Origin of the sequence: Rhizobium freirei PRF 81, assembly GCF_000359745.1 — a bacterium.
Taxonomy (GTDB): domain Bacteria; phylum Pseudomonadota; class Alphaproteobacteria; order Rhizobiales; family Rhizobiaceae; genus Rhizobium; species Rhizobium freirei.
This window is the reverse complement of the sequence record NZ_AQHN01000096.1, coordinates 76919-95515: the sequence shown is the minus strand read 5'-3', so window position 1 is coordinate 95515 and position 18597 is coordinate 76919. Positions and strand designations below refer to the sequence as shown.

Sequence of the window (18597 nt, the reverse complement as noted above, 5' to 3'; positions counted from 1 at the left end):
GCGGCGTTACCAGAATTGCGGACCGAAGTGATGCTTGCGGCGTCGTGTTGGTCACGGTTTTTTTAAGGAAGGAGCTGGCATGGCTGGATTTCGGGCGTCATGATCGTCAGCGCGCGCCGAGCCCGGGTGGCGGCGACATGGAGGTTGAAGCGGGCAGACCGTTCGCCATCGGCGCCGGGTCTCTGAACGTAGCGTGAGAACAGGCCTTCGAAGACGATGACCTCGTCGAATTCCTTTCCTTTTGCCTTGTGAATGGTCATCACAGTGACACCCTGCTCGGGACGGGTGGTCGCCGCGAATTGGTCCTCAACGACGGCGGCCGCCAGCAAGGCGCGAGCGTTGTTGTAGCTGCCATGAGTGCGCCATGCCTCCGCGAGCTTCGATTCAATCCGCGCGCCGCGTGTTAGAAGCCGCAAATGGCGGGCTTCCTTCGCGAGCGCCTTGAATTCATCCCGGTCGTTCGCGTCGAGCTGCGCGCGCACCGCGCGCCAATCTGACCAAGGATCCCCCGTCAGTTGGATCGCTTCAATGTTCGCCAGGAGGCTTCGAACGCCCGGACCGATACCGCGCGCGCCGAGCCCGTTGAAACCCCGAGCACGGACGGCCCGGGCAATGTCTTTGTACCGGCCTGCCTTTCGGATTGCCGTCGCGGAAGCCTCTTCTGAGCGGCCTAGTTCGAATGCAGCCAAGCCCTCCAGTATGGCGGCGGCATGGTCTTGATCGCTTGGACGCGGCTCCATTAGGAGAGCAATCAGGTCTGCAGCAAGCATGGGGCCTTCGGCCGCGACCAGAATGTCGACCGGATAGGCAGGAAGGCCGTGGGCTGCCTCGGCCATGTAATGGAAGACGCTTGCCGCCAGGGCGTTCGCTGGCACGAGGACTGCGAGGGACCAATCGGGATTCCGGCGCAGCCGCGCGACGGTTCTGAGGATTTCCTGTTTGAGCGGGCGGAGGCTTCGGCCGCGATATCGCGAGACGGAAACGCCTGCATAGGCTGCAGCCGTATATTCACCGGCAATAATGTCATTGGCAAATTGTGCGATCGCCGTGCCGGGACTGCGATTGTTTTCGCTGGCAAAATCAAAGGGCGTTGGGTTAAACGCGGCGATGAATTCATCGAACCGGCGCGGGTGCGCGCCCTTGAAGTCATATATCCTCTGCTTTGGATCGCCCAGCGCGATAAGGCGACTATGCTGCCCGAGCTGGCTGATCATCTGCCATTCTTCGGTATTCGTGTCCTGAAACTCGTCGACGATGATCAGCGGATAGGCCCTGGCATAGGCCCTCGCGAGCATCGGGGCTGCTCGGAAGAGCTCGGTCAATAAGGTCGGAAAAAGATCGAAGGCGATCAAGCCTTCCGTGTCGAACAGCTCTCGTTGCCGGGCCGATCGAGCGTCCCCATCGAGACCTGCAAGATGCGCCCGGGCCTGCGCGGGCAAAAGCAGAGTCACCCCTTGTTTGGCGCAGATGAGGTAGCCGTGGCTCTTCAATATCGTCCAGGCGAAGCCGTGATAGGTGTTGATCTCGATGCGAGACATCAGTGCACGAGGCAGCGTGGCGGTCGCCTGTTCAGCGACGCGCGCCACAGTCGCCCGTGCGAAACTGAGGAACAGCGCCTTACCCAGCGGGCCCAGCCGCGCTGCATCGAGATCGGCACACGCCTTTGCAAGCGCGATGGTGGTCTTGCCTGACCCGGCGCCGCCCCGAACAAGGATATTGCCGTCTGTGCGGAGCAGACGTTGTCTGTGTTCGCATAGGACCAACGCCATTGCGATCACTCGAAGATATTGGGTTGTGCTGGCGGCGGTGGTGGTGGCGCGGCCAAGTTCTTGAGGGCGCTGATGATGCCCAACATGGTCTGCGGAAAATGCCCAACTTGGCATTGTTCCAGGAAAACGGTGAGATAATCGTCGCCCTTCTTATGCTTGAACAAAGCCACAAAGGCAGGGCGGTAAGTCTCGTCTGGCGAGCCTTGCGGCGGCACGAGATTATTCAGAGCCTGCGGCCATTCTCCTACGTCGACGAAGAAGCGCACGAACCAGGCTTGCATCGCAACCGACACCTCGGCGGCAAGCAGGTGTTCGAAGCCGGCATAGGGCTGTTCGAAAGTAGAGTCACAGGAGGCGACGATCGCCTGTCGCTCGGCGTCGGCCTGTTGATCGAAAATCGTGGCGACGGTTTTTCCGAGGCTGCGAAAGAACGTGGCGAACGAAGCGACCGCTGTCTGTCCGCCGGCGTCGAATGGAACCCATCCGAGTGAATCGAGCCGCTGGTAGTGTGCTGGCGCAAGTTCTGCGGCTCGACGGGCGACCGCGCTGTAGGCAACGAGTTCGGTCTTGCCTTCGACGACGATGACGCGACGGGCAAGAAGAGCCTCGCAAAAGCGTGTACGAAAACCATCGCGGAATGTCTTCAGCTTCAGGTTTTGGGGAAGCTCGATATTCGATCCGGTGAGGACACCCGCTGCGCTGCGGGTCATCACCATCATCTGTTCCGGCTGGAACTGCTCGATCACATAGGGGGAGTGTGAGGTGAAGAGGGCTTGGGCTGCGATGCCTCTGACCTTGTCGACGACGCGCTTCTGCACGTGGGGTGGAAGTGAGAGTTCGGGCTCCTCCATCGCAAAGATGACGCGACCGTTGCGACGCTCGGCGATCAGCCCCAGCATGGCGAGCACCAGCGCGTTGATCGTCCCTGAGCCTTGATGCTGGAAGGGAGCGGCATAACCGGGAACACCGGTCGCGAGGAAGGATTTCAGGACGCGCCGCAGATCCTCGCGCGTCAATTCCGAGACGCGAAGATGAGGCGCATCGGCCCATTCGCCCGGGACGATGTCGCGCATAGCGTCGCGAATGGCGGTCAGAATGCGGCCGAACTCAGGGTCGTTGGCGCCGACGACATCGAGGTCGCGGAGCTGCCGCAGCAGCCCTTCCCACATGCGGGTACGCACTTCGTAGGTCTTGAGAATGATGTCCAGGAGCGAGCCACGTTCCATCGAGAGCGCTCGGTTCCCGGTTCGCAGTGCGCGAAGGTGAAGAAAGCCGAATTCGCGTTTGTCGCTGGAACGGCACTCATTGATGGATGTGCCGTCCTCATGCCGTGGCACGGCGAACCATGTCTTGGCGGTGAAGTCATCGTTCTCCGGGTCGTAGGCCCCTTCGAAGCGGATGCGGACCGCGGGCTCGATGCCGGGCTGGCCAAGATTTACTCCCTGACCGGCCCCGAGGAGCGAGCGGTCGGCCTGCCGCCAGAATTCGAGATTGTTGCGGAACTTCGTGCAGTGCTGCTCATCCAAGGCTGCAATGACAACTTCAACCTTGATGTGTTTTTGTAGAGCGCCCTCCACGGGCAAATAATCGCCGCCGTAAAAGTCGTGCTCGTCGATGGCTTGCGTCCGGGCCAATCGGTCTGCGCCGATGGCGAGTTCTATCGCCTCGAATACTGTTGATTTCCCGGTATTGTTGTCGCCGAGCAGGACGGATGTTCCAGAAAAATGGACCTCGGCCTGCTTAATTCCCCGAAAATTCTCGATTTGAACCCGAGCGATGCGCACAATACCCCCCGAAAGCCCCGCCTAGTTGTGATTCTATCAATAGCATTCCGCACCGAGCTTGTCCGACGTGACTAAGTAATCAATGCGGCATTTGCACTCTATGAGAGTGTAATTTTGATCACGGCGAAAGGTTTTGCTAGACGGAGAAAGTCACGATCTAACCCTAGAGTACGAAAGTCTGCCGCGGCCCAGGCCAATCGTCGTTCTCCATTTGAAGGGCGAGATCCGCGCTGGCGATGCGCCGCAAGCTCGATGCCGCGATGAACTGTACACCCAAAGCGAGCTTGACGACCTGCAGCCGCTTCAAGCCTGCAGGCTTGTATCGGCTTTCGACATAGGGCGGCAGCGCGGCAACAACGGCTTGGACACGCGCGTCGTCGCGATGTGGCCGCGTGCCCGCCATGCGGAGGGCAAGCAGCGACAGATTGTGCCCGTCCTTTCCTCTCCTGAAGGACTGAGGGTCAACACCGTCCCAGACGAGAGCCGCTTTCATCGAGAGTTCCGCGACCATGCAAATCGGCTGAATGACAGAGTCATGGCTGAACGTCGTCGGCATCGTGTTCGCCACGTCTTCGATGTTCGATCGCGCCATGCGCCAGAGCGTGATCGCCGCCGGAGCGCCGTGCTCAACTTCATTCAAGCCCATGGTGAGATCATGGAGGTCAGCGACCGCGAGAGCCATCTCACCGGCGATTGTCCGGTCCTGCCGGCACCAATTCCGCCATTCCTCCGCGCTGCTGAAACCGGACAATTCCCAAGGCTGAAGCAATCGTTCGCCGAACACAACTGGGAAAGTGAGCTTTCGAACCTGGTCGACGGATGCAGCGAACCCGATGCCAGCGCCCGGCCAACTCGTGGTGACTTCGGGCATCATGGCGGTGTAAGCGTCCATGATCCGTTTGACGTCAGGGTTTTCGCCAACACCCATGACAAAATTGGAGCCGAGCAGTTCCATTGCGGCACGAAAGGGCCGCTGATGGACGTGGACGCCTTCTTCAGCGTATTTCAGATCCAGCCGGCGAAGCTCGTCTAACGTCCATGCGGTCATGCGCTGCTTTCCTTATGTGCGATTTTCAGGTTTTCCGTATCGGCGGAAGTCCGTTTTTGCGGGTACGAACATCGAGAGATTGCGCTTGGCGCCGAGCCCGTAGAAGTCCGTTCATTCGTTGGACAGATCCCCGAATAGACCTATCATCAAATCGCCGTCGTAGAGCGAGAAAGGGTTTTCGACATAGTGGTCCCGATGGCGAGGCAGGGTGCGCCCATCATTCAGGGACCTGTCGGACAGATGCCAGCGGATGTGTATTGGCCACCAACAATCCGTTCACGCCGCCCGCCCGCCCGCCTAGGGAAGCCGCTTAATGAGGAGTTTGTCCCACACGTTTCGGAGCGGCTCCCTCAGCAGGTCGATGATGACGGAGTGATCCGCGAGGCTTAGCTCCGCGCCGTAGTCGACGATCCCCAGCCCAAATAGCCGCTGGTTCATGTAAATAGACGTCACACGCTCCGCATCGACTGGCAGTGATGGGTTCAGACTGGAAATGTACGGCACCCGGATTAGGTGGCTCATCTCGTTGAAAACGGTATTCAGCCGGGGGAGCACTAGCTTCATCTCATCTGCTTGAAAATCGTAATCGACACGACCGCGGTGTACGGAATCCCACGGCGTGACAACGATCATCTCGAGCTGACCGAAGTGCTCGGTCATCACCTTCCAATCGAAGCTGCTCAAAGAACCACCGTTAGGGTGATTATGCAGAAGCTTTAACTTCTCGCCATTCAGTAGCCGCGCCTTGATCTCGTCGGCCAAGTCTCCGCCTTCTTTCAGGTGGCTCGCATGATGAAGCACCTTTTCCCCGGCTTCATCCAGATAAATATGCTCTTCCGACGACAGCATTGGACCGATGTGATCAAGGATCGCCCGCTCAAGCGGCGTCAGCGTACTGAATGTCATGCGGTATCCTTGGCGCGCTCGATCGTGGCTTCGTACCGCCCATCTGGTAGCTTTTTGTAAAAAATCTTGCCGCCGCGCTTGTAGACCAGCACTTGGATCTGCCCCCACGTATCGATCTTCGTCAGGATTTCGTTTGCCACAACCGGATCATGAATGATGCTCGATGGCGGCAGCTCGAAGCCGGTCTCAAGGTTCGGGGCAACTCCGGGGAATGTTTCGGTCCTTGCGTCCACGGGGATATCAGACGCGTCGATGGTGATCGTGTAGACACCGCCGTTATCGATGACGCTTCTAATGACGTTGAACTCTTCTTCTAAAAACTTGGCCATTTTCCCTCGTATACGCCTCGCACTCTCGAATCTTTCCGGTATTTCGTGGACAGTCATAGCAGATTGCAATCATATCACGAGAAACGCGCGCATGAGTTTCGATTCGGACAGGAGGGTCTTCGTCAAAACTGCTCGAGGAGCCGTTGCATAATGCCGCCGGCAATCTAACCATGGCGAGAGCTGAATTCACACAACTCGGAATTATGTGAGATAGGAATAGCTTGCATAACTGCTGTTGAAGCCCTGCAATCTCCAATTCAATCAACTTGTTAACTGACCTTGTGCAATGGGACTGACGGTTCGAGTCCTTTCACGGCGCTCACGACCGAGCCGGTCGCTGCTTATTCACCGACCAAAGAGACGGGCGACCAGGCGCGAGCTTGCAAAGGGAAGGCGACCCTCATCCAGTCCATTTGTTCGATAGTAGGCGAGAAGCCGCTCGCGCCCCAGGCTTCCCCGTTCCAAGGGAAGGAAACGAAGCGCGTTGCGACGGAAAATCTTGTCGCAAGTATCGTCCGAAAGACCGCAGTCGGTGCGCAGAAAGGCGTTCACGCTTTCGATATAGTGACTATAGCCTGCCTCCTTCCCGAGCATGATCCAGTCGCTTCCGTAAACGATGTGATCGCAACCACTATCGAATTTTTCCAGCCATTTGTTGAAGGACTTCGCAAGGAAGTCTCGTTCTTTCGAGCCGGCCGAAAGCACCTCGGAAAAATAGCTGATGTCGGCGACCACGTTCCGGCCCGGGTTTTCCTTGATGAATTCACCGAGCCGCCATTCCCAACTGCCATCCGGCAAAAGCATTCCTTCCCGTCCAGCCGACCGTGCGCTGAAACGACCGAAATGCGCGATACAAACCCGTAGCTTGGGGAACTCCTTGAACACGGGGATCCAGTAGGCGGGATCGCCCCGCTTTGCATAATCTGGACCGGAACCGTTCGACGAATAGCCATGAGCCAATATTGGGGCATCGACATCGACACAGAGCTTGTAGAGGTCTCGAAGCGCAGCATCGAGTTCCTCGCTGGGGTCAAATCCCAGGCTCTTCACTGTTCGCTCCGGATATGGCGGCTGGTTGCCCGTGGGACGAAAGCCCATCGGCGGGTAGAGCTTGATGCCGACGAAGCCATGTTTCATCAGAGCCGAATAGGCAGTCGCAAGCGAGCTTATACTGCTTTTCCCTTTCCGGAATGCCACTTCCCGGAGCGGATCAAACCCCATGTAGCCGTGGACGACGGGACCGGATTTCGCTTTCGCCATGCGCTGCGAAATCCGATCCATCACCACCATCTGCCGGGGTAAGGGCGAAAAGTCTACATCTTCATAGAGCCACTCATCATAATCGACGAGCGCCGGCGTCAACAGCACCGGATTGAAGTCCTGTGCCTTGCTGTCGGCAACCAGGCGATCAACAAGGACGTACCGGTAAAGGCGAAACAGACTGAACCAATTGAGATAGCGCCCCACAGGATCTTGCCTCAGGAAAGCGCGCTGGCTGGCTCCGCGGGCTTCTCCGATCGTGAGCGGTTCGTTGGCGCGCAGAGTCTTGATCGGGTCACCGAGCATATAATTGAGGAACTTTTCCTCGGAGATAGATGATCGTGTCGCCAGATCGCCCGGGGCTGTCATCGTAACGATCCGCCGCCTCTTCCGATCGAGTTCCAGGAGATGCTGGCTTGTGTCTTCGACCGCCGCCGCGCGCGCTTTGTCGACCGTCAGAGAAGCGGCTTTTCCGTTCCGTCCGGTGTCGAGGAACGCGATTTCCTCATCCGCCGTCGGTGCGCTTCCCGTGCCGAGCAGCTTCAGAAGAAGTGCGATGAATTCGTCGGTCACGTCAGGATCACGCACTGCGAGAATGCGGGCGACCGACTGCTTGGGAAAATCTTCGAAGACGACTTGTCGCAGGAAGCGGGTGGTCGGGAGATCCGACGCATTGAAAACGTGGCAATGAGCGTCGACCAACGGGACGCCTTCGCCCGGTACCGACGGGCTCGGTCGTCCGCAACCCGTAGTCAATGCGACAGCAGACAAAGATGCCTGCGTTAGAAAAGCTCGACGTAGCATAATCATCCCCCAACTCGGCCCCGATGCAATGCAGACATGAAATCCCGCCAAGCGTTCTGATCGTCACAGACGAGGGTTCAAAAATTCAGCCGGGCGATCATCGGGCAGTGATCCGAAATCGCCAATACCTGGTCTTTCCCGTTCGGGGTGCCTGCTTTGTTGCCACCAAGGTTTCCGATGCTCAAATGTTCGGCCGGGCCGTCGCTTTTGATTCCGGGCCCGACGAGGATGTGATCAAGGCCTACCGGATTGCGGCACCCGAGATAATTGTCCGAGGCGAGAAGCTGTGTTTCCGGCGGGGTCAGGTCGCGGATTTCGGCCTGGGTGCAAAGTGCCTGCCCAGCATCGCTGATCTGGCAGTGCTCGTCGAGAATCTTGAGATCGGCGGCCGCTGGCTGCCCATCGGCCACTTCTTCTATGAGAGACCGGGACAACACCCCCGCCGACCGCGGCGACGAGGTCCCGCTGGCGTCGGTCCTGGCCGGCCGCTGGTCGCGCAGTTCATGCCAGAAGTTGCGGTTGAAATCGCCGAGGAGGACCATCCTGGCGCCGTCGGCTGCCGCGTTCTCGACCCAACGTTCGAGCGGATCAATCTGTTGCTGCAGGATCGTGCAATCCTTGTCCGATCCCTCCAGGTTTCCGCCGTCGAATGGCGACACGCAGCTCGACTTGAGGTGGACATCCATGATCCGAAACAGTTTCCCATCGATCCTGAGGGTGAGCGCAAGGCCTGGGCGTGGCCGCTTGTCGTCGGGATTGGTGGGAAGGCTAAGCGCGTCCTCAATGGTACAGGACACCTTTTCGCCCAGCGCTTTCTTCCATGCGATGACCAGGCGCTGCACCTTGTAGCCGGTCACCGGACAGAAATCGTAATCGCTACCACCGTTCGGAAGCACTTCCCGGACTGACTGCTCGCCACTGACTTCCTGAAAGGCGATAATGTCGGCTGGTATGGAACGAGCGATGAAGTTGGCGATTTGCTCCTGCCGCTTGCGGTAGGCCTCGAGATTGACGCGAACGGTTCCGCCAGCGGAGTAAACATTGCAGACGGGCAGGCGGCTGACGTCCCATCCCTCAATCTTGAACGCGTCGACGTCCCATCCCGGTTTGAACCCCGCCTCTTGCGATGCTTTGAACTTGCCGGTGGCGGGATCTTCGACATAGTTCTTCGAACATTCGCCGATCCACTGCCGCACTGTTTCCATGTCCATGTGCCAGCCGAGGTTCCAGGTGGCGATCGTCACCTGGCTTGCCAGGGCGTCGACCGATCCGAACAAAACTATTAGGCATGCTGCCAGATACCGGATCATCGACGCCCCCTTCGCCTCAAAGTTGATCGAGAGGAGTGAATTACAATTTGCTAATCTGCGCAAGAGTTCTGGTACCGCGCCGGCAGCTATTTTTAAACATTCTCACGATCGGCAGCCGATTAGGGTGGCGCTGGAGTTATTCCGGTTCAGCCGACCCGCTGCACAAAAAGGGTGCCCACCGGGAGCGGCTTGATCAACGACTTTCCGGAAACAGCGGGGTCAAGCCAATCTGCCCGGGAGCCGCGTTCCAGGATGACGATCTGCCGATCGTGGTAAGGGGCGAGTCCGGCCCCGGCGCCATCGTCAGCATGGTGAAAGCCTTTCCGACCTCCGGCGTGTCGCGCCAGATGCCGGCAATGCAGAAGATCAGCTCGTCCTTCTTCGTGAACAGCCACTTGTCCTTGCGCTTCTTTTTCGGATCCTCCGGACCCGTGAACTCGTAAAAGCCATCGGCAACGATTAGGCAGCGATTGGAAGCGAACTCCCGACCTTCCGACGGGAAATTATACACCGGCCGCTTGTTCGGTCCGGGCCAGCTCCAGCGCCGCTGCATGAGCTCGGCCTCATCGCGGGCTCCGTCGATCGTCCTGACGATCGGGCCGATATCGGTAATCTTGATGTCCTCGCGCGCTTCGAGGTTCGGCGCGCCTTCACAGCAGATGCTGCAGGTTCCAATGGACCGGCAGAACCAGACAGCGGTCCGGCTCGATCTCGTCGATGGAAACTCTGATCTGCACGGCGTTTGCGGCTTTGAACATTGCCCGAATGAATAAGGTTGGCGGAATATCGTCAAGAAGGCTGCCCGATTGTGGCACTGTATTTGAATTGGATCGTCCCTTGATGGCGATCTCTGCCGGCTTGCGCAGCCTTCGAGGCGTACTATCTCTGGTGTAACCCCGAACTGGAGCGTCGTCATGGATCGAAGCGCGGCCGATACCCTGTCGGAATTCCACATTGAGATTCTTCCGCCGGACCGCGAAGAGAAGTGCGCGGCGGATGCAACGACCTGTCCGTGTTGTCGATGGTTACGTCCGGCGTCGAGCATGGATGACGATGGTTGCGGGATCTGCGACGAATGCCTGGCACCATGACCGCTGGCGGCAAAACACCTCCACCTGTTCTGGCGACGTTTGAAGACGCGCTTGCGAAATTTCCGGACGGCTGTGTCGGCGGATATTTTGGTGGCCGGCCATGGGGCGTGACCGTCAAGCGGTCGGAGGATGGCAAACGGATCTGGCTCTATGGCGAGGAGCTTAGCGGAACAGATATCGTCAGCTTCAACCTCTATCGATTGGCTGAACCGGGTTCGATACTGAAACCGTGCGAAATGTCCTCCGACAAGGTAATCGAATTCGTTCTCGGTTTCGAGCCCAGCACGGGAAAGCTGCGTCTCGAAAATAATGGCCGAAAAATAAGCAGAGGATCTATGTTGCGTTGCAACAGGCGCATGGCTGTACTGCAATCTGAGCGCTGGCGGTCGGAGCAGCCTCTGGTATTCTCAGATCATCGAAGCGATGCACCTCCTCCCGCAGAGCTTCGTGTTTCAGGTGACCCATTCCTCCTCCCAAAGGGCGCCTGACGGAACAGCGGCACTCCTCCTCCCAGCCGTTGTTCAATTCTTTCGAAAAGCCTGCCGCACCTCCTCCCGCGGCAGGCTTTTTCGTTTTCCGATACAATCAAGCTCTGAGTTCAGACGTCAAAGCAGACTGCCCTGTTCCACCGGCTCTCCGGATGTCGAGACGATCGTGGAGCCATAGACTTCGCGCGACGAAATGATCAGCGCGTCATCCGGTAACGGGCGGGCGAGATCCTTGGCCTCATCCCAAGGCGCCCGCATCCAGGTGTCGGTCTCTTCCTTCGTCAGTAGCAGGACCGGCATGGCCTTCTCATGGATCGGCTTCACCAGGCTGTTGGGATCCGTGGTCAAAAACCCATAGAGGTCGTCGGTTGTCAGGCCGTCCCTGACTTTTCGGACACTCTGCCACTGCGGCACATGGATGCCAGCGAAAAACATCAGCGACTTTTGCTCGTCGCGGGCGAACCAGGCATTTGGCACCTTGCCACCTTCTTCCTGGCTGGCTGGATCCGGTTCCGCGAAGCTGGTGACCGGGACGAGACATCTGTTTTCGACGCCGAACCATCGCTTCCAATGCGGAAAACTGAGCTTGCGCACGTTGGTCGTACCGCGGTCGGGCTCCATGCGGATCAGCGCTTCGAGATCGAATGGCTTACCCTTGGCCGCAAGTTTCTCGGCCTTGGCTTTGGCCGTCTTCTCGAGCGCGAAGCGCGGGGAGGGCAGTCCCCAGCGCGCATGGACCAGTTGTTTCTTCCCGTCCGCGGTATTGCGGACGATCGGCCCCATCTGATCGGGGTTCATCTGGTATGCCGGCATCAGGTTGATCAGGCTTTCGGCATCCTGGGCCCACTTCGCGACCCAGTCCCTGTCTTCCATGCGATAAAGGTTGCACATGCTAGATATCTACTCCACCGAGCACGAATGGGCGACAATCTAGCGTATAAGGCTGATTTCGCTAGTCGAGCCGGAAGACGTCGGCATTGTCCTGCCGTTCTCGCAAACCCTTGTAAGACGGATGGCGAAGTTTCCCATCCCACGTCCAGGCGCGGAACTCGATCTCGGCGATCAGGGTCGGTTCGACCCAGACAATATCGGAACTTCCGGAATAGGGCAGGGGCGGCTGCTTTCGCTTCCAGCGTAGCTTGTCCAGCATCTTTCGCAACCGGATGGTTTCCGTTTCCTTGAAGCCTGTGCCGACACTTCCAACGTGGACGAGATCGGCTCCGCGATAGGCAGCAAGCACCAACGAGCCAAAGCCGGCAGGGGACGCCGAAGACATCTCATAGCCGACGATGAAGAGAGCCTCGCTCTGGACGCACTTGATCTTCACCCAATCCCCGGTCCGGCCGGAGCGATAGGGCCGGTCGAGGTGCTTGCCGACGATGCCTTCCAGGCCGAGGCGGCAGACATGCTCAAGGAGGACGGCTGGTTCGGCGTCGAGTGTTTCCGATAGCCGAATGCCACCGTCTTTGCCGGTCAACAGGTCATCAAGGAGATGTCGGCGCGACCGGTATTCAACACCCCGCAGATCGTGTCCATCGAAATAGATGAGATCGAAAGCGTAGAAGATCGCATCAGAAGCTCGGTTACCCGCTTGTTTGCCAGACGCGCCGAGCGATTGCTGCAGCAGCCCAAAATCCGGCCGCCCCTCTGCGTCGAGCACAACGGCCTCGCCATCGATGATCATCGTCGCCGGCCCGAGCGCGCGGGCCGCTTCTAGGATCGCCGGAAACCGGTGCGTCCAGTCATGGCCGCCGCGGGTGAGGATCCGGATACCCTGCGGCTCGATATGAACGGCGAGGCGATAGCCATCCCATTTCACCTCCCAGCTCCACTTGTCTCCCTTTGGAGGATGGCTCTTCAATTGCGCCAGCGCGGGCTCGACGCGGTCGGGCATCGGATCGAAAAGCAGCTGCGGCTGGGCCGGATTTCGCTTCACGCGCGGCTTTGAGCGGATCGGAGCCTCGGTGTCACGAACGAGCGGTTTTGATCTCGGAGGCTTCGTCATGGCGGCAGTTCAGCAGAAGAACCTTAAAGACACTGTGACGATACGCCATTTGTCCCCGCAATCCACACCGAAGAGGCGCGGGCGCTCCGAAAAAAACTCAGCCGGCGCTACCGGCCTGATTCTCATGGATATTCTTCTAATTCCTCATGTTCAGGATAATATTCCCATCCTTCCGGTTGCTTGACTCTTCAGTTCGGTGGGAACAGAAACAGAACATCAGCATTTTGCTCGACATGATGTCGGCCGCCAACACGACCTTGAAGGGAGCCGTGAACGATGACTGCTGCCCGCGAAAGGGTGATTTCCGATTTGCGCGAGCGCATCGCCTCGCTGGAGGGCGTGTCAGCCAGAAAGGCTGGCTGTCTTTCCTTCGGCGTGCCGGAAATCGATGCGGTCCTGCCAGGCGGTGGCCTTGCCTATGGCGCCCTGCATGAGTTTGCCGGCGGCGGGCAAGGCACGGTGGATGGTGCCGCGGCAGCGCTTTGCGCAGCTGGCATCGCGGCGCGCACCAAAGGTCCTGTGGTCTGGTGCCTGACGCGGCCGGACCTGTTTTTTCCCGCACTCGCTGAGGTCGGGCTGCATGCGGACCGGGTGATCTTCGTGGAGTCCGACAAGGAAGAGGATGTGCTCGCCAATATGGAGGAGGGGCTGTCCTTCGGCGGCCTCGGCGCCGTGGTCGGTGAACTCGTCCGCCTGCCGATGGTCGGCTCGCGCCGGCTGCAGCTGGCGGCCGAGAAAACAGGGACGATGGCGCTCGCCGTCCGACGCTGGCGCAGGCAGACGGAGGCGAATGATTTTGGCCAACCGACGGCGTCGACCACGCGGTGGCGGGTCAGCGTCATGCCGTCGGAGGAGCTGCCAGTGCCGGGTGTCGGAAGGCCCCAATGGTTGCTGGAACTGATGCGCGTAAAAGCGGGTGAATGTGCTGAATTTCTCGTAAGGGCGTGCGATGACAAGGGTTGTCTCGATCTATCTCCCGGATCTGCCGACGGATCGCATTCGTCGCGCCGATCCGTCCATTCCGCCTGAACAGCCAATCGCCGTGATTGCCAGGAGCGGCTCGAAGCGCTGGGTGTCGGCCGCCGACGCGGCCGCCAGACTAGCCGGCGTTCATGTCGGCATGCCGGCGGCGAAAGCGCAGGCGTTGTTCCGCGGCCTGATGCTGGTCGATGCGGATCCTGAAACGGATGCCGCAGCACTCGAGCGGATCACGCTCTGGGCTCTGACGCTCTATTCCCCGATCGTCGCGGTCGATGGGATCGATGGCATTGTCATGGATACCGAGGGTGCCGATCACCTGCAGGGTGGCGAACTGCCGATGGTGACGAAGATCGCCAATCAGTTTCTGGCCAGAAAGCTCACGCCCCGTGTCGCTGTCGCCGACACCTGGGGAGCAGCTCATGCCTGCGCGCGCGCCATCAGTCGGGATACGGTTATCGTGCCCCTCGGTGAGACCGTGCGCGCCGTCGAGAAACTGCCGATATCGCTGTTGCGCCTTCCCGGGAAGGTCGTCAGCGACCTTCGTACGCTCGGCTTCCAGACGATCGGCGAATTGGCCCACACGCCGCGCGCGCCGCTGACGCTTCGTTTCGGCCCGGAGATCGGCCGGCGGCTCGACCAGATATTCGGCCGTATCCCGGAACCGATCGATCCGATCCGCACCGCCGAACTGATCGAGGTCAGCCGTGCTTTTGCCGAACCGATCGGTGCTGCCGAGACGATCGACAAATATGTCGGCCGGCTGGTCGTGCAACTGATCGAGGAACTGCAAAAGCGCGGCCTTGGCGTTCGCCGAGCGGATCTGATCGTCGAGAAGGTCGACGGAACGCGGCAGGCGATCCGCGCCGGCACGGTGAAGCCGGTGCGCGATGTCGCCTGGCTGACGAAGCTGTTTCGTGACCGGACGGAAAAGATCGAGCCCGGCTTTGGGATCGAAAAACTGACCTTGGTCGCCGTCATGGCGGAGCCGCTGGAGGAGCGCCAGAAATCCTCATCGCTGGTCGAGGACGAGGTCATGGACGTGACGCCGCTGATCGATATCTACGGCAACCGTGGCCAGCGTGTTTATCGGGTGGCGCCGGTTGCCTCCGACGTGCCCGAGCGCTCCGTCCAGCGGATCAGTGCCGCGGCTGGTCCGATCGAAGTCACCTGGGTCAGCCATTGGCGCCGGCCGGTCCGCCTGCTGGCGCGCCCGGAGCTGATCGAGGCCATCGCGTTGCTGCCGGACCGTCCGCCGGTCTCCATCACTTGGCGTGGCAAGCGCCGGAAGGTCAAGCGGGCCGATGGGCCCGAGCGGATTTTTGGCGAGTGGTGGCAGCGCGACGCGGAGATGGAAGCGGTGCGCGACTATTTCGTCATCGAGGACGAAGCTGGCGAGCGTCTTTGGGTTTTTCGCTCCGGTGATGGCATCGATCCTGAAACCGGTAGCCACCGCTGGTTCATGCACGGGATCTTCGCATGAGCTACGCCGAGCTGCAGGTCACCACCCATTTTTCCTTCCTGCGCGGTGCAAGCTCCGCGCAGGAACTGTTCGAGACCGCCAAGGCCCTCGGTATCGAGGCCCTCGGCGTCGTCGATCGCAATTCGCTGGCCGGGATTGTGCGGGCGCTCGAGGCGTCGCGCGCCACCGGTTTGCGCCTCGTCGTGGGTTGCCGGCTCGATCTCACTGATGGCATGTCCGTGCTGGTCTACCCGACGGATCGCCCTGCCTACTCCAGGCTCACACGGTTGATTACGCTCGGCAAGTCGCGCGGCGGCAAAAACAACTGCATCCTGCACTGGGACGACGTCATCGCATATTCCGAAGGCATGATCGGCATCCTGATGCCGGATCTGCCGGATGACACCTGTGCGCTCCAGCTGCGCAAGATGGCCGAGGTTTTCGGCGATCGCGCCTATGTGTCGCTTTGTCTGCGGCGTCGGCAGAACGACCAGATGCGGCTGCATGAAATTTCCAATCTTGCGGCACGGTTCAAGGTGAAGACTGTGGTCACAAACGACGTTCTCTTCCATGAACCAGGCCGCCGGCAGTTGCAGGACATCGTCACCTGCATTCGCACCCGCACGACGATCGACGATGTAGGCTTCGAGCGCGAGCGCCATGCCGATCGATACCTGAAGCCACCGGAAGAAATGGAGCGCCTATTTCCCCGCTACAGCGAGGCGCTCGCGCGGACAATGGAGATTGTCCGTCGGTGCAAGTTCTCGCTTGAGGAGCTCACCTATCAATATCCGGAGGAGGCGATCGTGCCAGGCAAGGACGCCCAGGCCTCGCTCGAGCACTATGTCTGGGAATGCGTGCCAAACCGCTATCCCGAAGGTCTGCCACCTGACGTTCTGAAAACAGTGCGGCACGAGCTCGATCTGATCCGCACCATGAAATACGCCCCGTATTTTCTCACCGTCTTCTCGATCGTGCGCTATGCGCGCTCCCAAGGCATAATCTGCCAGGGCAGGGGTTCTGCGGCCAATAGTGCCGTCTGCTACATTCTCGGCATCACCAGTATCGATCCCTCAACCAACGATCTTCTGTTCGAGCGCTTTGTCAGCCAGGAGCGCGACGAGCCCGGATATCGATGTCGATTTCGAACACGAGCGGCGCGAGGAGGTCATTCAATGGATCTACCAGACCTACAGCCGAGAAAAAGCAGCACTCTGTGCGACCGTCACCCGCTACCGCGCCCGCGGCGCGATCCGCGATGTCGGCAAGGCGCTCGGCTTGTCAGAGGACGTGATAAAGGCGCTGTCGTCGGGCATGTGGTCCTGGTCGGAAGAGATCTGCGACCGCAATGTCCGGGAGCTCAATCTCAATCCGGATGATCGCCGTCTGGTGCTGACCCTGAAACTGGCGCAGCAGTTGATGGGCGCGCCGCGTCACCTCGGTCAGCATCCCGGTGGTTTCGTGCTCACTCATGATCGGCTCGATGATCTGGTGCCGATCGAGCCGGCGACGATGAAGGACCGGCAGATCATCGAATGGGACAAGGACGATGTTGAAGCGCTGAAGTTCATGAAGGTCGATGTGCTGGCGCTCGGCATGCTGACGTGTATGGCGAAAGCGTTCGATCTGATCCGCGAGCATAAGGAGGATGATCTCGATCTGGCGAAAATCCCGCAGGAGGATCCAGCCACTTATGCGATGATACGCAGAGCAGACACGCTCGGCACCTTTCAGATCGAAAGCCGCGCGCAGATGGCAATGCTCCCGCGTCTAAAACCCCGTACCTTTTACGATCTCGTCGTGCAGGTCGCGATCGTCCGGCCCGGACCGATCCAAGGCGACATGGTGCATCCCTATCTGCGGAGGCGTGAGGGGAAGGAACCTGTCGAATATCCGACGCCGGAACTTGAGGCGGTGCTTGGCAAGACGCTTGGCGTGCCATTGTTCCAGGAGAGCGCTATGCGGGTGGCGATGGTCTGCGCCGGTTTTACCGGCGGCGAGGCCGACCAGCTCCGCAAATCGATGGCGACCTTCAAGTTCACCGGTGGCGTTTCGCGGTTCAAGGACAAGCTGGTGTCGGGAATGGTGAGGAATGGCTACACGCCGGAATTTGCCGAAAAAACATTCTCCCAGCTCGAAGGATTCGGCAGCTATGGATTCCCGGAATCCCATGCGGCGTCGTTCGCGCTCATCGCCTATGCCTCCAACTACGTGAAATGCCACTACCCGGACGTCTTCTGTGCGGCGTTGCTGAACTCGCAGCCGATGGGTTTTTATGCGCCGGCGCAGATCGTCGGCGACGCAAGGGCGCACGGCGTCGAGGTGCGGCCGGTCTGCATCAACCGTTCCCGGTGGGATTGCACGCTGGAGCGTATCGGCAGTTCGGGCCGGCACGCCGTCCGTCTTGGATTCCGGCAGGTGAAGGGATTGGCTGTCGCTGATGCCGCGCGGATCGTCGCGGCGCGCATGAACAGCGCCTTTGCCTCCGTTGACGATATGTGGCGCCGATCTGGCGTTCCGTCGGAGGCGCTTGTCCAGCTTGCAAAGGCCGATGCCTTCTTGCCAACGCTGAAACTTGAGCGCCGCGATGCGCTCTGGGCGATCAAGGCGCTGCGCGACGAACCGCTGCCCTTGTTTGCGGCCGCGGCCGAACGGGAAATGGCTGCGATCGCAGAGCAGCAGGAGCCGGAGGTCGCGCTTCGACAGATGACGGACGGCCATAACGTCATTGAGGACTATAGCCATACCGGCCTGACACTACGGCAGCATCCGATCGCCTTCCTGCGCAAGGATCTCGCGGCGCGCAACATCATCACATGTGCCGAGGCCATGAATTCGAGGGACGGGCGATGGGTCTATACCGCTGGCCTCGTCCTGGTGCGGCAGAAGCCGGGATCGGCCAAGGGTGTCATGTTCATCACCATCGAGGACGAGACTGGGCCCGCGAACCTCGTTGTCTGGCCGACACTCTTTGAAAAACGCCGGCGGATCGTTCTCGGATCTTCGATGATGGCGATCAATGGTCGGATTCAGAGGGAAGGGGAGGTCGTCCATCTTGTTGCCCAGCAGCTGTTCGACCTGTCTGGCGACCTGGTGGGCCTTGCAGATCGTGATCAAGAGTTCAAACTGCCGACGGGGCGGGGTGATGAGTTTGCCCATGGTGGTGGTCCAGATCCACGGGATAAGCCGAAGCCGGTGGTAACCCCGCGCGACATGTTCGTGCCTGACCTTCATATCGATACGCTGAAGGTGAAGAGCAGGAATTTTCATTGATATTCAGTTTGGAAAGCGAGTCGCTGGTTCACACCCTTTCAAGGCGCCCGAGTATGATCCGCCGGCGCCACCCGCTGCACGCGATTGCCA

13 protein-coding genes and 3 pseudogenes are annotated in these 18597 nt (G+C 59.6%); 5 read left to right on the top strand and 11 right to left on the bottom strand.

Annotated features, from left to right (window positions below):
- Positions 1–62 precede the first annotated feature (62 nt).
- The 9 genes and pseudogenes from RHSP_RS32670 to RHSP_RS36150 form a co-directional block, all read right to left on the bottom strand.
- Entirely contained in the window at positions 63–1769 is a 1707-nt protein-coding gene (locus tag RHSP_RS32670) for a UvrD-helicase domain-containing protein (RefSeq protein ID WP_004129884.1), read from the bottom strand.
- Between the two features lie 5 nt (positions 1770–1774).
- The gene (locus tag RHSP_RS32665; RefSeq protein WP_004129881.1) at positions 1775–3553 is read right to left on the bottom strand and encodes an ATP-dependent nuclease; all 1779 of its coding nucleotides are present in this window, start codon (positions 3551–3553) and stop codon (positions 1775–1777) included.
- 163 nt (positions 3554–3716) lie between these two features.
- Positions 3717–4601 carry a hypothetical protein gene (locus RHSP_RS32660; RefSeq protein WP_004129878.1) on the bottom strand — a complete coding sequence of 295 codons (885 nt, stop codon included), beginning with the start codon at positions 4599–4601 and terminating at the stop codon, positions 3717–3719.
- Between the two features lie 297 nt (positions 4602–4898).
- Positions 4899–5507 (bottom strand): hypothetical protein, encoded by a 609-nt coding sequence (locus RHSP_RS32655; RefSeq protein ID WP_004129870.1) that lies wholly within the window; start codon positions 5505–5507, stop codon positions 4899–4901.
- Positions 5504–5836 (bottom strand): hypothetical protein, encoded by a 333-nt coding sequence (locus RHSP_RS32650; RefSeq protein ID WP_004129867.1) that lies wholly within the window; start codon positions 5834–5836, stop codon positions 5504–5506. Before RHSP_RS32650 ends, RHSP_RS32655 begins: the two co-directional genes overlap by 4 nt.
- A gap of 345 nt (positions 5837–6181) precedes the next feature.
- The gene (locus RHSP_RS32645) at positions 6182–7798 is read right to left on the bottom strand and encodes an amidohydrolase family protein (RefSeq protein WP_240535562.1); all 1617 of its coding nucleotides are present in this window, start codon (positions 7796–7798) and stop codon (positions 6182–6184) included.
- A 179-nt stretch (positions 7799–7977) separates the two neighbouring features.
- The gene (locus RHSP_RS32640) at positions 7978–9144 is read right to left on the bottom strand and encodes an endonuclease/exonuclease/phosphatase family protein (protein ID WP_240535561.1); all 1167 of its coding nucleotides are present in this window, start codon (positions 9142–9144) and stop codon (positions 7978–7980) included.
- A gap of 212 nt (positions 9145–9356) precedes the next feature.
- Positions 9357–9862 (bottom strand): annotated as a pseudogene (locus tag RHSP_RS32635) (SOS response-associated peptidase family protein); the annotation flags it as partial.
- Positions 9861–10163, bottom strand: a complete 303-nt coding sequence (locus RHSP_RS36150; RefSeq protein ID WP_246451478.1) for a hypothetical protein — start codon at positions 10161–10163, stop codon at positions 9861–9863. The gene RHSP_RS36150 and the pseudogene RHSP_RS32635, both read right to left, overlap by 2 nt.
- A 122-nt stretch (positions 10164–10285) precedes the next feature.
- Here RHSP_RS36150 and RHSP_RS32630 point away from each other — a divergent pair.
- Positions 10286–10594, top strand: a pseudogene (locus RHSP_RS32630) (hypothetical protein); the annotation flags it as partial.
- Between the two features lie 312 nt (positions 10595–10906).
- Here the strand turns inward: RHSP_RS32630 and RHSP_RS32625 are convergent.
- Both RHSP_RS32625 and ligD read right to left on the bottom strand, forming a co-directional pair.
- Complete coding sequence (locus RHSP_RS32625; protein ID WP_004129855.1) at positions 10907–11680, bottom strand: SOS response-associated peptidase; 774 nt, start codon at positions 11678–11680, stop codon at positions 10907–10909.
- Between the two features lie 61 nt (positions 11681–11741).
- Positions 11742–12794, bottom strand: coding sequence for a non-homologous end-joining DNA ligase (gene ligD / locus RHSP_RS32620; RefSeq protein ID WP_004129850.1), 1053 nt, complete (start codon positions 12792–12794; stop codon positions 11742–11744).
- Here ligD and RHSP_RS32615 point away from each other — a divergent pair.
- The 4 genes and pseudogenes from RHSP_RS32615 to RHSP_RS32600 all read left to right on the top strand — a co-directional run bounded on the left by RHSP_RS32615 (position 12793) and on the right by RHSP_RS32600 (position 18507).
- Positions 12793–12978: a hypothetical protein gene (locus tag RHSP_RS32615; protein ID WP_037155997.1), complete on the top strand. Its 186-nt coding sequence runs from the start codon at positions 12793–12795 to the stop codon at positions 12976–12978. The genes ligD and RHSP_RS32615 overlap by 2 nt on opposite strands.
- A 92-nt stretch (positions 12979–13070) precedes the next feature.
- The gene (locus RHSP_RS32610) at positions 13071–13823 is read left to right on the top strand and encodes an ImuA family protein (RefSeq protein WP_004129847.1); all 753 of its coding nucleotides are present in this window, start codon (positions 13071–13073) and stop codon (positions 13821–13823) included.
- The gene (locus tag RHSP_RS32605) at positions 13744–15255 is read left to right on the top strand and encodes a Y-family DNA polymerase (protein WP_037155994.1); all 1512 of its coding nucleotides are present in this window, start codon (positions 13744–13746) and stop codon (positions 15253–15255) included. The genes RHSP_RS32610 and RHSP_RS32605 overlap by 80 nt, the downstream gene beginning before the upstream one ends.
- Positions 15252–18507 (top strand): annotated as a pseudogene (locus tag RHSP_RS32600) (error-prone DNA polymerase). The gene RHSP_RS32605 and the pseudogene RHSP_RS32600 overlap by 4 nt, the downstream one beginning before the upstream one ends.
- Positions 18508–18597: the final 90 nt, after the last annotated feature.